This window comes from Dehalogenimonas alkenigignens (genome assembly GCF_001466665.1).
Taxonomy (GTDB): Bacteria; Chloroflexota; Dehalococcoidia; order Dehalococcoidales; family Dehalococcoidaceae; genus Dehalogenimonas; species Dehalogenimonas alkenigignens.
Window position 1 is genome coordinate 1280330 of record NZ_KQ758903.1, and the last position, 13775, is coordinate 1294104.

Sequence of the window (13775 nt, forward strand, 5' to 3'; positions counted from 1 at the left end):
GGGTGTTACTTCCATGTCCAGGTGCTGTTGATAAAGAAATTCCAGCCGAAGGCGGCAATGATTCCGACTGCCGCTGATAAGATATAATGGAGCCCTATTAACTCGGTCAACGCTGCCAGCAGGCAAACGTAAATGATAAAGCCTCCCAGACTGGTGGTGTTGAATCGCCACAGCCGGCTGATGAATTTTGAACCATCGCGTTTCCGATCGCTAAAAGTGAATCGATCATTTAACATAAAATTCCATATAACCGAAATCTCGAAAGCTATTGCGCCGGCCAACAGGTAGTTAAAACCAACAGCTTCCCGCAATAACGCGATCAGGCTCAAGTTAACCACCGAACCGCTGAGCCCGACGCCGATAAATTTCAGCATCCTTCGGAGTTCACCAGTACGTCGCATTAAGGAAACAAGGTGTCGTAAATAGTCAGTCTGGGTTATCATCGATAATTTAGTCGTTCCGGCTCGCCGGTTTTCAAAAACATAAGGCACTTCAACGGTTTTAGTTGACCTGCCCAGGCAGATGACTTCCAGCAGTATTTTGTAACCCACCGGGCTTAATCCCACGCCGGAGATAACCTCGCGTCGAAATAAAAAACAGCCGCTCATGGGGTCCTTGATCCCCCTGGTTGACGGAAGCAGCAAGTGGGCAAGGAATACCGCGCCTCGTGAGATTAGTTTTCTGATAAATGACCAGTTGCCGACGCTGCCGCCCGGAACGTAGCGGCTGGCGATAACGATATCGGCTGCTGTTTGGTTTACTGTTGCCACCAGCCGGCTCATCACCTCCGGCGGGTGTTGGAGGTCGGCGTCCATGACCCCGATCAATTTGCCTTTGGCTGCGTTAAACCCGTCGACAACGGCTGAAGCTAAACCGCGTTTATCGGTTCTGACGATCACATTTGCATGAAATTGTTCAGAAAAACGACGAACAATATCAGCGGTTCCGTCAGGCGAGTTGTCATCGATCACCAGAACATCAAAAGGGTACCCTTTCAACGCCGAGTGTACCTGTTCCAGCAGTATTGGCACGTTGGCGGCTTCTTTAAATGTTGGTACCACAATAGTTAGATGAGGCTTATTCATAGCCACAATGCTATCTGAGCAGGTACGAAGCGTCAAGTTGATTCCAATTACGGACCAGAGAACTTCATTGCCGGAAATACCGGCAGTGTCTATAATTCCTGGCATGTCCGGATCGAGTGTCACGCTGAACATTATTGCTAAGGAGCAACTCCTTGCCCGCAGCCCTTATTTTATCGGGCTCTCTACCAATGAAATGAAAGAGGTGTCCCACCTGACTTTTGAGCGGCAGGTTGGGCGTGGTGAGATTGTAACTTTGGAAGGCGGAGCTGACCATAATCTCTACCTGGTAGCTTCCGGGGCGTTAAAAATATACAACACCTCCTCAGGGGGCAAAGAACAGATAGTCAGCCTTGTCAGGCCCGGCGACAGTTTCAATGACGTCGCCGCTTTTGATAGCGGCACCGTACCAGCAACAGTACAGTCCTTAACCCCAGCTCTACTGTATTATATCAGCGGCCCTGCGTTGCTTGAGAGAGCCTGCCGTTTAAGTGGACTTGCTTCGAATATTGCCCGCCTGCTTGCCGGCAGAGTGAGGGATTTGAGCAGCCTTGTTGCCGATCTTTCTTTCAGACCGGTAGCCGGCCGTCTGGCGCGTATCCTGCTTGACCAGATAAACCGGGAACCGGCCCCTTACCTGACACAAAAGGATCTGGCTTCAATGGCAGGCACTGCCCGAGAAGTGGTGGCGCGGGCACTTAAAAGCCTGGAAGACGAAGGTATTATCAGGGTAGACCGTCACAAGATCGTAATTAAAGACCGGGTAAAACTCGAAGATAAGGCCGCATGATGAAAGTCACATACATTTCGGCGGCACTCGTCGATAATAGAAATGTGCCGCCCGCGATAACAATTGACCAGGTTCTATGCGATGGATGTAATTTATGCGTCGCTGCCTGCGGCCAGGGTGTTTTAGCGATTGTGGGAAATAGGATTTCTTGTATTGAAACCGATGCTTGCGGTGACTGCCGAGTTTGTGAATATATTTGCGGCCGCGGCGCCATCCGTTGGGAATATGAATTGGTCTCCAGGGAGTCGAAGCCGGAGAGTTGAAAATGGGGCCCATGGGCTCATTTAGATAGGCTTATCGGCATCGAGAGTGAGATTTCCCTCCGCCAGACGGCGCAGCTGTTCGTTGAAAACACTTCCGGCAAGAAGTATCAGTCCAGAGAGGTAGATCCAGATCATCAAAGCGATAGCCGAATAGATTGGGCCATATATGACCGTAATCCGCGAAAACTGCACAACGAAGTAGATAAAAACATACCTCAGGACTTCAAACAAGGCCGTTGCCAGTACCGCGCCTGGCCAAATATAGTGCCAAGCGTGTCTGGTCGTTGGAAGATAAGTATACATGACGGTAAAGACAACCCAGGTGAGAATAGAGCCCACTGCCAGCAATGCGGCATTTGTTGTATTCCCGAAGAAAGGGATGACTACCGCGGGGAGTAAATTAAAAACCGTTGGCAGTACGCCGGAGACCAAAAATAGGAAACCTGCTCCCAGCGATAATAAAATATCTCGGGGTTTTCGCAGGTAAAAAGGCCGTCGTTCGCATACGCCGCAAGACCTGTTCAAGGCCACGCCGATAGCTGTGAACATGCTTGAACTGGTCCATATCAGGGCGATAAAACTGATAACGCCGACTATATTCCGTGAAGCGATAATGCTTTCGATGTTTTCTACAACAATATCTGCGGCGATAGGCAGGTTGTCTTCCATGAAGCGGAGAATAGCCTGCTGAACTGTTTCGGAAGGCAAAAAAATACCGGCTAAAGCGATAAAACCAAGCAGCAACGGAAACAGCGACAGCATCGCGAAATAAGCAACTCCGGCCGCCAGATGGGAAGCATCGTCCCGGCCAAGTTCCTCGATGGTACCGACCGCCAACCGGATTCCGGTGACGGATAACAGCCGGTCCTTAAGTCGGTTGAACCTATTTTTGAAAGATCGTCGCGTCATGGTGCAGCAACGGCAGGTGGTCTTCTAAGCGGGAGGCGTCGTTCAAGTAATAGAATATCTGAACAATGGTTGCCGTTAGAGGCACTGCGAGCAGAATACCCCATATTCCGGCGGTATAAGCGCCAAGTACAAGCAAGAGTAGTGCCACAGCTGGATGAATATGTAGCAATTGCCCTTGGATCCGCGGCACAAGGAGGTTGTTCTCCATTAGTTGGACAAACAGGAACAGGCCAATCACCCAGACGACAAGGTCGGGATAGGTCGCCAGTATTATGATCAGGGCAAAAAGTCCGCTGATCCACGGTCCGATAGTCGGCACCATCTCGAATACGCCGGCGATTAATGCCAGAAGCAATGCCAGTCCGAAATTCACACGCATCAGTAATAAACCGATGAAAGTCACGCTGCCGACTATACTTCCCAACAACAACTGAGCCCGGAGGTACCTTCCAAGTACTCCTCCGATGATAGTCAGGACGTTGCGGGTGTGGATTGCCGCCTGGCGGGGGAGATTGTTATGCAGCGCGTTGCCCAGTTTCTCCCAATCTTTAAGCAGATAAAAGAGGAACATGGGTAGCGCCGCGAAGCCAAATATTACACCGATAGTATCGGGGATCAGGTCGAAGCTCCGCCTGGCGAGATTCTCCAGAGCGGTTCCGATATTGTCGGTGACATCGGTGACAAATTGATCAATCCGGGCTTGAATATCTGGCGAAAATTGCGTCCTCACCGATTCCAGAAGATTGGAAAAGTAACTCATCACCGCGTCCATTATCTCGGAAGCATGGTCCAGCAGTTGATCAACGGTGTTGATCAGGGTCGCGATCAAATAACTGGCGACCAGGACAATTAAAGCCGCCAGCAATAATAAAACGAGAACCACCAGGATAACCCGGCGATGTCGCTTCAATTTTTCAGGAAAGGTCACATGGCTTTCGAGCCAAATAACAGCCGGATGCAGGATGAAGGCGACCAATACACCAATAAAAAACGGTAGAAGAACGCTTCTCAGTGCGTATGCGAAGCTGAAAAATACGACCAGTATTGCTACGAATACTATCGAGCGCCAGTGACGGGAGGTCAAATGAAGGGCTTGCACCGTCTATTCCAACATGCCTAGGCGCCCGGTGCCAAATTGACGTTAGTCTCGGGCACCTGCACGGATACGGATTTACTCGGCAATGGGTGATAGGCGGCTTTCCAGATTGCTCCTGGCCGCCGCGGCTCCTTCTTTAACCTTATCAGCCAATTCTTCAGCTTTGTCGGATAGTTCAATGGCTTTTTCTTTAAGCAACGCGCGCGTGGCGGCGCCTGGTTGCGGCGCGTACATGAATCCGATACCGATGCCGATAGCCACGCCAAGAATGAGGCCGATAGCGAAGTTGCCACCAGAATCGCTGGACATATTCATTTCCTCCTATTGAAAATCACACCCAGCCCCGCCTTGAGACCCTGAAATAGAGCGGCGATTTCAATTACAGGCTTGATGAGTTCCTGGGTGGCAGTTTGGGTGAAATCTTCGACGCGGTCAGCGGCTTTTTCCAGTGAGTTCATAACAGTCTTGGAGCGTTCATAAATGGCGTTGGTTTTTCGGTAGATGGAGATAACCAGCAAAAGGATGACAATGCCGATAAGAATGGCGATGACGCCGCCTATCACTATCACCAGATCGCGATACCATTCAATACCCATTTTGCCTCCAGTTGAACCGGCTAACGCGTTTAGTTCAATCGTTCGAATTGATGATAACATGCGATATTAGGCTGTGCAAGTAACGGGATTAAAATGCTTGGTTCCGGCATGCTATTTCCTCGTGTCGTAGGGCGATGGGGTGGTGTCCGCTCAATCCGCCAGGTAGATGATCTTCCCAAGACTCAGTACATATCGAATGAACGGCTTTAATAGTTTAAAAATTAGCCTGGTGAAAAATGCGATGGCTAAGCCAACCATCAGACCGCCGGCGATATCGCCGGGATAATGCATCCCTGCGATTACTCTGGCAACTGAGTGGACGACGGCTCCGGTTAAAAATATTCGGCCGTATTTTCGGTTGCCTAACCAGATGGTAAAAGCTAAGCCGAAAAGAATGGACGCGGAGTTGGCCGGAAATGAGGAATCTGTGGGTTGATAGAGTAAAGCGTTAACCGCGATTTCATCAAAAGGCCTGGTCCGATAAAAGAATATATTGACCAGATAAACCGCCAGAGTAGTCAACCCGATACTGGCAGCGCCTTGTAAAACTATTTCCTGGCCTGTACGGCGGTCTTCCTTTTGCTCTGAACCGAACCAAAGGAAAAACAACCCCAGCGCACCGCCTACTATTGTGAAGTAGTCGTTGGCTAACCCTTTAATAACTTCGTCAATGAAACCTAAGCGGCCTGCCACAAAGTTAAGAAAAAGAGCCAGTGATTGATCAATTCTGATTAGCGTTTCCAAATTTAGCCTTTAAAATTTGATAGTAAGTACGCGACTTGAGAGCTTCGAGACCTGCGTCAAACTTTACGGAAGGTTTTAACTTGTTGCGGTTAATCAAGGAGCTTAGTGCCAAAGTGAAAAGGATGGATAACGCCGCAGCCAGTGAAAACAATCCCGCTTGCTGAGCCCCTTCTATGATACCAACAGGATTGCGGTAGTTCCAGGTGAAAAAGGCCAGCATAGCCGGAAAAGCGAGCACAGCTGCATAAAAGCGATTTCTGGAGGAATCGAGGCTAAGCCAGATGCCCCGGAGCCCGCCCTTCATTGCGGCGAACTGTAAAAAACCAAGCCCGGCGATGAAAACCAGTAAGAAATATTCGAAGGTTAACGACATCTATCGGAAATAGGTTTTTCGGTGGGAGTTAGGAAAACCCAACTGCCTCTAATTATGCCCGGCCAGCGGTATAGCACTGCCAGCAGACAATTTCGCAATCAGAGGCGTCCGGCCGAAATTGGCCGCTTTTACTTTCTGCGACCCAAGCTCCCGGCTTACTCTCGCCGGTCCGCCGCTCCCAAATGAGCAAGCGGTTGCATCTTCCCGGGTGCTGGTGGTTGCCGCGGGCGCATTCACACCTCCCGGAGGAACGGGTCCAGGCCTGCTGCACCACAACATACGAGAACATACGCTGACCTCACCGATTAATTCGAAGGAGATTATAGCACCGCATGAACCATTTGGTAAGGGTTATCCGGCAATAGATTTCTGCCGTAGCTGGCCGCAGGCGGCGTCAATTTCGATGCCTTTACGCTGCCGGCGGGTAACCTTGACGCCGCAGTGGATCAGTTCCTTTTGGAAGTCTGACGACCTGAAGCTGGATGATGGCTTAAATGGTGAATCGGGTATCGGATTCAATGAGATCAGGTTGACATGGCAGTTCAGGGCTTTCAGCAATACGCCCAATTTTCTGGCATGCAAAATGCTGTCGTTAACGCCGTCGATCAGACAATACTCGAAAGTGACCCTGCGCCCGGTCTGTGCGACATAGGTTGCGCAGGCCTGAACTATTTCGGCGACCGACCATCGGGCGAAGCCCGGGACGAGTTGCTGCCGCGTAGCGTCATCGGTCGAATGGAGGGATACTGCCAGTGTCATCGGCAGATTTTCGTCAGCCAGGCGCATCATACCTGGGATGTAGCCTGATGTCGAAATAGTCAGATTGCGGCCGCTGATACCCACCTCTTGAGCCAGAAGATGAAGTGATTTGACCGTCGCATCATAATTAAGCAATGGTTCGCCCATTCCCATGAACACTACATGGTCAACCGGTTTTTCGGCACGAGCTTTCAACTCCAAGACCTGACCGACGATTTCCCCGGCGGTAAGATTGCGTTTGAAACCGGATAATCCGGTAGCGCAAAAGGCACACCCCACCGGGCAGCCTACCTGGGTAGACACGCAAGCGCTGAACCGGCCGGAATAGGGCAGCCCGACGGCTTCAACTGTACACTTGTCTTGAAGCTGCAGCAGAAGTTTAAAGGTGCCGTCTGTTGCTTTCTGTTCTTTGAGTAAATTGGGCCGCCCGACGCAGTATTCTTCTTCAAGGCGCCGTATTAAGGACGAATGCAGGTTCCTCATGGCTCCAATGCTGATTATTCCTTTACGGTAGATCCACTCTGCCATCTGGTTGCCGCGAAAGGTCGGCTCTCCAAAAGCCTTAGCCAATGAGCCGAGTTCTAAGCTATTTAAACCGAGGAGGGGTGTTGCGGTTGTTTCAATCACGTTTGAATTATCTCAAAACTTCCTGCAGGCTACAAAGGTGCCAAATGTATAAGATACCGTTTTGGAGATTGGTACAGCTTTTATTCGGAGGGGCGGATAAGACTGGAGGTAATAACTCTGTAAAGTCAACTGCTCGCCGAAGCGGTCTGTGAGCCACGTACGCATGACTCAACGAATCGTTTCGCCAATCTGGAATCGCTGCCGAAATGAAGATGCAAATAGCTGGCCAATAAATTGTTGTTCGGCCCCAGACAAAAGCCTTCGGCTTGCGTCTCGGGTTCGATTATCCGGTAGGCGGCTGATTTGACGTCCGGCGCATCCAGTCTTGACCAGTGGAATAGATGGCCCCTGACTTCCTGGCCTTTTTCGGCGAGCGGCGAGTTTTTTACCACGCTGGCTATGGTGTACCCCAGTCGCTGGAGTTTGGACTGCATCTCGCAGCATCCAGGCAGCAGGCCGACCATATCGTAACGGTTGCCTTTGAAATCTGCTATACCGCCGGAAAGATACATCAGACCGCCGCATTCGGCATAGACCGGCATACCGGCAGCCACAGCGTCACGTAGGGAATGTTTCATTGAGAGATTTTTTTCCAATTCTGATAGAAATACTTCAGGAAAGCCCCCGCCGATATAAACGCCGTCAGTACCGATCGGCAAGCCGGCATCCGCAATTGGACTGAATTCAGCAATATCGGCGCCCCACGCCTTAAGTAATTCTATATTGGCTTCATAATAAAAATTGAAGGCGGCATCTCTGGCGACGGCGATTCGGCATCGTCGAAGTTGAGGCGTAGCCGGGAAAAGGAACGGTTCCGACATTAACGCGAAATCCGGGGCTTGACGCGCCAGCCCGATTAACAAATCAAGGTCGATATGTTCTTCTATCAAGTCTCCGAGCTCGTCGAGAAAATTGGATTCGTTGTCTCTTTCAGCAACCGGCACCAGGCCAAGATGCCTTTCTGGTAAAACAAGGTTGGGCGCCTTGGGTAAATAGCCTACTACAGGTAAGCCGGTACGTTCTTCAATCGCGCTTTTAGCGGACCTTAGGTGACTCGGACTGCCGACCTGGTTGAGGATAACACCCGAGACATGGACACCCGGATCGTACGTCGAGTAGCCTAAAGCCATGGCTGCGGCGCTTTCACTCATTTTGGCGATGTTAAGGATCAAAAGAACCGGGGCTTCGATGATGTTCGCGATCTTGGCAGTAGAGCCTCCTCCGCCGGACTTACGGTGGCCATCATACAGCCCCATGACTCCTTCAACAACGGCAATGTCGGTTTCCCGGTTGAAATACGCGAACAATTCTTTAAGGTTAGCCTCAGGCAACATCCAGGAATCCAGATTATGGCAGGGAAGTCCGGCTGCCCTGGTTAGATATCCTGGATCTATGTAGTCCGGACCGCATTTGAACGGCTGCACATTCAGGCCTCGCCGGTGTAACGCATAAGTCAGTCCGGTGGAAATAGTGGTTTTACCGACGCCGCTTGAAGTCCCGGCAATAACGAAACGCGGGATGTTCATTTTATCCTGACCAGGCAAAGCATCGGATTATTAGGCATATGATTGACAACTCATTATATGACTGTGGATTGTACAATACCATCAGACCCAAATGTCTTAAGATTTGGTTTCTCGTAGGTCAACCACCTGAGGTTCCAACCCGGAATCTCTCAGGCGCTTTATAAAGCCCGGCAGTTCGTCGGAAATACAAACAATGAACACTTCCAGACCGTAGCGTACAGCCTGAATGGCTACTTCCTGGACGGCATAAAAATATCTCGGCTCTATGTCGGCACGCCGGAGAGCGGCATAAGCCTCGATGCCGACAGCCCCGATATGTTTATGGCCGCGGCAAAAATCTTTTAAAGCATCCAGGTTCGTTTTAGCAGAACCGCCGCCGCTTATCGAAGGCACAATGGCTACGGATACGACACCTGGTTTAAGTTCGATAATACCTTTTACTGAAGTGACACCGACGTCCTCTCCAGCTTTACCATTCTGAAAAGCAGTCCCGCGGGCTGCGGCGCCGCGGGCGTTTCCCGCAGTAAGCAGGCCGTCTTTCATCCTCAGCCCAACCTCTTGACCGGCATCGATGTCATTTTCGGTCAGCGCGGCGTTGACGGTGATATCGGTGACTGCCTTTTCGGCAAAGTTTACATAATTATTGAGATCACGCAGCTCGCTGAGCATCCAATTGACGCCGGAAGAGGTGACTCTGTAGCGGGAGCGGCCTTCAACCTGGACCAGACCCTCGGAGACTAAATGTTTAAGATACTCCGAAATAGCTTGGGGGGTGATTCCCAAAGCGACCGCAATGTCTTTTTGTTCGATTGCTGGCCCTTTTGATGCAATCTCCACGATGATCTGGAAACGGGTTGAGGCGTTTTTGTTGTGCAAAATGCTTTTCATCATGGTGGCCATGGATCAAAGATTAAAGACTGTTGACTGCGGTTCTATGCCCTGCATCTCGAAGTGAAATTTGCGCGGGTGAAAGGAGGCGGATATAGGCCGTACAGGGATCGAACCTGTGACACCCTGATTAAAAGTCAGGTGCTCTACCAACTGAGCTAACGGCCCGAGCATAGATGAGTTTAGCAAAAGGCCGCAGGCTTATGCAACCGGTCTTATGCTCAATAACGAACAGTTAGGAATTTTATTGGCCGGTAAGTAGTGCTGGAGATGGTTTATAGGATTGCGAGATCCTGGAGGATGAACTCTTTAACTATTTCAACCGCGGCTTTAACTTTCGGGGTAAGCCCTTCACCTAATGCTAGGTTGTCCGGCTGAATGCCGTAGAAGACAATATCCGGCGGCAATTCGCCTAAAAGCCTCAATTGAAATATGGCTTCGTGCACGCCGATGTCATGTACTGAAACGCTCATCTGTCGCAATTCCGCCAGTTGATCGATGCCGAACCGGAATACCGCCCCCGGTTCAGAACCGGCGGCAACAGCATCCGCAATAATCACTTTGTCGCGGCCGCGCATGATATCGGCTAGTTCCATTGCCCTGGTCGCTCCGTCAACCAATTCAATATATTCAGGCAGCTTGCATTGATTCAGTCTATTTATAACTTCTACCCCGGCGCCCTCGTCAGAAAGGAGGATATTGCCGACGCCCAGAATCAGGATCCGCGGCAGGGCCGCAGCATCGGCAATAGGAAGTGCTGCATCGTTCATGATAGCTGTAAAATTACCATAATTGAGGTTGAATATACAGATTTACGGGTATACCTTGACTTAACCGGCGGCTAATGATATAGGTACTCCAAGGCGAATTTCGCCTTCATTCTCATTCCCAACATGGCTGCTCTGCGGAAAAGGAAATACTGTCTGGATTATGCCGCATGATACAGAATCCGGCTTTGGAACCAGCCCCTCCCGGCTTTACGAACATTTCGGTGCCCATTTAACTATATCCGCCGGCGGAATCCCTGGCGCATCGTTCCAGGTCTGGGCGCCGAATGCCGATGCCGTTTCGGTGATCGGCGATTTCAACGGCTGGAATCATTCCTCGAATCCCCTCAGCTTTGACCGGCAATCAGGAATCTGGAGAGGCTTCATACCGGGAGTAAACAAGGGGCACCTTTATAAATACCGGATATGCCGGCGGGATGGGGATTATATCGCTGATAAATCCGATCCCTTCGCTTTCCATACCGAAACACCGCCAGGAACGGCATCGGTGGTTTGGGATAACCGTTATCGCTGGCATGACCGGAAATGGATGGCCGAGCGGGGGAAAAAGCTTGCTACAGACGCGCCCGTCGCCATCTATGAAGTCCACCTCGGTTCATGGCGCAGGAATAGCGGCCGCTGTCTCGGGTATCGAGAAATCGCCCTCCAATTGGCGGATTACGTCCTTAATATGGGATTTACTTATGTCGAACTGATGCCGGTCATGGAGCATCCATTTTACGGTTCCTGGGGCTATCAGGTGACCGGGTTTTTCGCGCCCACCGCGCGTTACGGAACGCCGCAGGATTTCATGTATCTGGTGGATTACCTGCATCAGCGTGGCATCGGCGTCATCATGGACTGGGTGCCGTCTCATTTCCCGGACGATGCCCACGGCCTGACATTTTTCGACGGCACCCATCTCTATGAGCACCGGGACCCCAGGCAGGGTATACATCCCGAATGGCACAGCCTGCTCTTCAACTATGGCCGTAAGGAAGTCAGGGATTTCCTTTGCGCCAGTGCCCTTTTCTGGTTGGAAAAATACCATATAGACGGGTTGCGGGTAGACGGCGTCGCCTCGATGCTATATCTGGATTACGGACGCAAGCCGGGAGAATGGCTGACCAATCGGCTCGGCGGCCGGGAAAATCTTGAGGCGGTTGAGTTTTTACGGCAAATGAATACCCTGATTTCCAGGGATTTTGAAGGTGTTCAAACCATTGCGGAAGAATCCACCTCATGGCCGTTAGTCTCCCACCCGGTTCAACGGGGAGGTTTGGGATTCGGTTATAAATGGGATATGGGATGGATGAACGACACTCTGCGTTATATGGCGGTAGATCCGCTGTTCCGTTCTTTCCAGCACCATCAATTGACGTTTCGGGGCATGTATTCCAGTTCAGAATCATTCATCCTGCCGCTGTCACATGATGAGGTAGTGCACGGTAAAGCGTCGCTGCTCTCAAAAATGCCCGGCGATGACTGGCAAAAATACGCCGGTTTGAGGCTGATGCTCGGATACCAATACTCCTTGAACGCCAAAAAGCTGCTGTTCATGGGCGGTGAGTTCGGCCAGCGCGGCGAATGGAACCACGACGCTGAACTTGAGTGGCGCCTGCTTGATTTCGCACCGCACCGTGGTATCCAGAAGTGGACTGCTGACTTGAATCATCTGTATCGGAGCGAACCATCTCTGCATCAACGGGATTGCCATGAAGACGGCTTTGAGTGGATCAACCCCGATGATTCAAGTAATTGCGTGCTGGCATTTATACGTAAAGCCCCCGGCTGTGCCCCGGTCGTGGTTGTCTGTAATTTTACGCCAGCGGTCCATCATCATTATCGCGTCGGCGTACCGGAAGCAGGGTCGTATCTAGAACTACTTAATAGCGATGCCGGGATTTACGGCGGCAGCGGTCAAGGTAATTTGGGCGGGGTCGATTCCTATTCAGAACCCCGGCACGGCCGCCCGTACTCGCTTGATCTTACCCTGCCGCCTTTGGCGGTTGTTTTTCTAAAACGCCGGTCGTAAGATTTACTTCGAACGTAAATGATGAATCTGAATTCTGTGGTTCTCGGCATAGATCTTGGTGGTACCAAAATCCTTTCAGCCGCAGTCGATAGGCAGGGTAAGGTACTCTGCCGTGACCTGACTCCTACACCCGTCGCTTCCGGTCACCCTGGGGTGATAGAGGCAATCAAGGAGTCAGCAGGACGGGCTATCGGGCACAAGCCTTTTGACACCAAGGCTGTCGGTCTCGCGGCTGCCGGTTTGGTTGAGTCGGCCGGAGGCATTGTCCATACTTCTCCCAATTTACCCGGGTGGACTGACGTTTCCATAACCCAGGAGCTAGCCAGGACGTTCGGCAAACCGGTCTTTATTATCAACGATGCCCATGCCGCCGCTATTGGCGAGCTTAAATACGGCGCCGGACGCGGCTGTCGGCACTTCATTTTTATTACCCTGTCCACTGGAATTGGAGGCGGTCTGGTGCTCGATGGGAAAATTTACGAAGGCTTCAGCGGCTTCGGCGGTGAAATTGGTCACATGGTCATTGACGATGATGGACCGGAATGTGCCTGCGGTAACCGTGGTTGCTGGGAGATGCTCGCCTCCGGTAAAGCTCTCGAGCGGGAAGCCCGCCGCCGCATCGCGTCGGGTGAACCAACATCCATTTTATCTTACTGTCGTCCCGAACCTGAGCGGGCGCAGATCGATTGCCTCAATGCCAAAACCATCCACACCGCCGCCGTTAACGGAGATATACTCGCTCTTGAACTGATTAAGCGCCACGCCTACTACGTTGGTGTCGGACTAGCTAATATAGTCAACATCTTCAACCCGGAGCGGGTTATCATCGGCGGTGGGTTGTCGAACATTGGTGACTTGCTACTGAAACCTGCCATCGAGGAAGCCGCCCGCCGCGCCTTCAAGCAACCGTTCAAAGGCGTCCGCTTCATGAAAGCCGAACTCGGTGCCGATGCTGGTGTCATCGGTGCCGCGGCGCTTGCCTGGAACCACGTCATGTAGTTTATCTGGGTTCCTTCATCGTATGTAACAAACCCAGAGGTATAAAGCAACAGGGCAACTAAACTAGTGAGTCGCCAACACTCTTCGGGCCATTTTTAACTCTACCCCAAATCGATACTTGGCAAATTATTTTTCTCTGTACCTGTCAAAAACGTCATCACCCGCTTGACATATCTAAGGAACGTATGTGCTATAATATGTCAATCTTTATTGCTAAAGGTTAACTAATAATAGTTCCAAATTCCGACCTGCTGATTAAGGTCAGGGGGCATGGCGTTGACATGTAAATCAGGACAACTAAACTTAAGCGCTGCGATACAG

Annotated in this window: 14 protein-coding genes and 1 tRNA gene; 3 read left to right on the top strand and 12 right to left on the bottom strand. The window is 51.1% G+C overall.

Annotation, left to right across the window (positions count from 1 at the left end):
• Nucleotides 1-5: 5 nt before the first annotated feature.
• Nucleotides 6-1208, bottom strand: a complete 1203-nt coding sequence (locus DEALK_RS06740; protein ID WP_058439495.1) for a glycosyltransferase — start codon at nucleotides 1206-1208, stop codon at nucleotides 6-8.
• Here DEALK_RS06740 and DEALK_RS06745 point away from each other — a divergent pair.
• A complete protein-coding gene (locus DEALK_RS06745; protein WP_058439496.1) occupies nucleotides 1189-1872 on the top strand; it encodes a Crp/Fnr family transcriptional regulator in 684 nt (227 codons plus the stop codon). The two genes, DEALK_RS06740 and DEALK_RS06745, sit on opposite strands and share 20 nt — an antisense overlap.
• Before the next feature lie 284 nt (nucleotides 1873-2156).
• Here DEALK_RS06745 and DEALK_RS06750 read toward each other — a convergent pair whose 3' ends face one another.
• The 11 genes from DEALK_RS06750 to DEALK_RS06800 form a co-directional block, all read right to left on the bottom strand.
• Nucleotides 2157-2972, bottom strand: a complete 816-nt coding sequence (locus DEALK_RS06750) for a YihY/virulence factor BrkB family protein (RefSeq protein WP_058439497.1) — start codon at nucleotides 2970-2972, stop codon at nucleotides 2157-2159.
• A 46-nt stretch (nucleotides 2973-3018) separates the two neighbouring features.
• Entirely contained in the window at nucleotides 3019-4143 is a 1125-nt protein-coding gene (locus DEALK_RS06755; RefSeq protein WP_083496394.1) for an AI-2E family transporter, read from the bottom strand.
• 72 nt (nucleotides 4144-4215) lie between these two features.
• Nucleotides 4216-4449, bottom strand: a complete 234-nt coding sequence (locus DEALK_RS06760; protein ID WP_058439499.1) for a YtxH domain-containing protein — start codon at nucleotides 4447-4449, stop codon at nucleotides 4216-4218.
• A 2-nt stretch (nucleotides 4450-4451) separates the two neighbouring features.
• On the bottom strand, nucleotides 4452-4736 hold the full coding sequence (locus DEALK_RS06765; protein WP_058439500.1) for a hypothetical protein: 285 nt from the start codon (nucleotides 4734-4736) through the stop codon (nucleotides 4452-4454).
• Nucleotides 4737-4886: 150 nt separating this feature from the next.
• On the bottom strand, nucleotides 4887-5480 hold the full coding sequence (locus DEALK_RS06770; RefSeq protein WP_058439501.1) for a phosphatase PAP2 family protein: 594 nt from the start codon (nucleotides 5478-5480) through the stop codon (nucleotides 4887-4889).
• Nucleotides 5458-5853: a hypothetical protein gene (locus DEALK_RS06775; RefSeq protein ID WP_058439502.1), complete on the bottom strand. Its 396-nt coding sequence runs from the start codon at nucleotides 5851-5853 to the stop codon at nucleotides 5458-5460. Before DEALK_RS06775 ends, DEALK_RS06770 begins: the two co-directional genes overlap by 23 nt.
• 351 nt (nucleotides 5854-6204) lie before the next feature.
• Nucleotides 6205-7239, bottom strand: a complete 1035-nt coding sequence (gene rlmN / locus DEALK_RS06780) for a dual-specificity RNA methyltransferase RlmN (protein WP_058439503.1) — start codon at nucleotides 7237-7239, stop codon at nucleotides 6205-6207.
• A gap of 125 nt (nucleotides 7240-7364) precedes the next feature.
• On the bottom strand, nucleotides 7365-8765 hold the full coding sequence (locus tag DEALK_RS06785; RefSeq protein ID WP_058439504.1) for a cobyrinic acid a,c-diamide synthase CobB: 1401 nt from the start codon (nucleotides 8763-8765) through the stop codon (nucleotides 7365-7367).
• Between the two features lie 96 nt (nucleotides 8766-8861).
• The gene (locus tag DEALK_RS06790) at nucleotides 8862-9656 is read right to left on the bottom strand and encodes a DUF7839 domain-containing protein (RefSeq protein WP_186007589.1); all 795 of its coding nucleotides are present in this window, start codon (nucleotides 9654-9656) and stop codon (nucleotides 8862-8864) included.
• 92 nt (nucleotides 9657-9748) lie between these two features.
• Nucleotides 9749-9821 (bottom strand) — tRNA-Lys (locus DEALK_RS06795).
• A 107-nt stretch (nucleotides 9822-9928) separates the two neighbouring features.
• Nucleotides 9929-10423, bottom strand: a complete 495-nt coding sequence (locus DEALK_RS06800) for a hydrogenase maturation protease (RefSeq protein WP_058439506.1) — start codon at nucleotides 10421-10423, stop codon at nucleotides 9929-9931.
• Between the two features lie 160 nt (nucleotides 10424-10583).
• Between DEALK_RS06800 and glgB the strand changes: the two genes are divergently transcribed.
• Entirely contained in the window at nucleotides 10584-12455 is a 1872-nt protein-coding gene (glgB, locus tag DEALK_RS06805) for a 1,4-alpha-glucan branching protein GlgB (protein ID WP_058439507.1), read from the top strand.
• A 21-nt stretch (nucleotides 12456-12476) separates the two neighbouring features.
• Nucleotides 12477-13454, top strand: a complete 978-nt coding sequence (locus DEALK_RS06810) for an ROK family protein (protein ID WP_065128850.1) — start codon at nucleotides 12477-12479, stop codon at nucleotides 13452-13454.
• Nucleotides 13455-13775: the final 321 nt, after the last annotated feature.

Bases quoted from the DNA above. Each gene is read 5' to 3' on its own strand.
- DEALK_RS06745 (WP_058439496.1), top strand. From the start codon at position 1,189: ATGTCCGGATCGAGTGTCACGCTGAACATTATTGCTAAGGAGCAACTC.
- DEALK_RS06760 (WP_058439499.1), bottom strand. From the start codon at position 4,449: ATGTCCAGCGATTCTGGTGGCAACTTCGCTATCGGCCTCATTCTTGGC.
- DEALK_RS06765 (WP_058439500.1), bottom strand. From the start codon at position 4,736: ATGGGTATTGAATGGTATCGCGATCTGGTGATAGTGATAGGCGGCGTC.
- DEALK_RS06775 (WP_058439502.1), bottom strand. From the start codon at position 5,853: ATGTCGTTAACCTTCGAATATTTCTTACTGGTTTTCATCGCCGGGCTT.
- DEALK_RS06785 (WP_058439504.1), bottom strand. From the start codon at position 8,765: ATGAACATCCCGCGTTTCGTTATTGCCGGGACTTCAAGCGGCGTCGGT.
- DEALK_RS06790 (WP_186007589.1), bottom strand. From the start codon at position 9,656: ATGATGAAAAGCATTTTGCACAACAAAAACGCCTCAACCCGTTTCCAG.
- DEALK_RS06800 (WP_058439506.1), bottom strand. From the start codon at position 10,423: ATGAACGATGCAGCACTTCCTATTGCCGATGCTGCGGCCCTGCCGCGG.
- glgB (WP_058439507.1), top strand. From the start codon at position 10,584: ATGCCGCATGATACAGAATCCGGCTTTGGAACCAGCCCCTCCCGGCTT.
- DEALK_RS06810 (WP_065128850.1), top strand. From the start codon at position 12,477: ATGAATCTGAATTCTGTGGTTCTCGGCATAGATCTTGGTGGTACCAAA.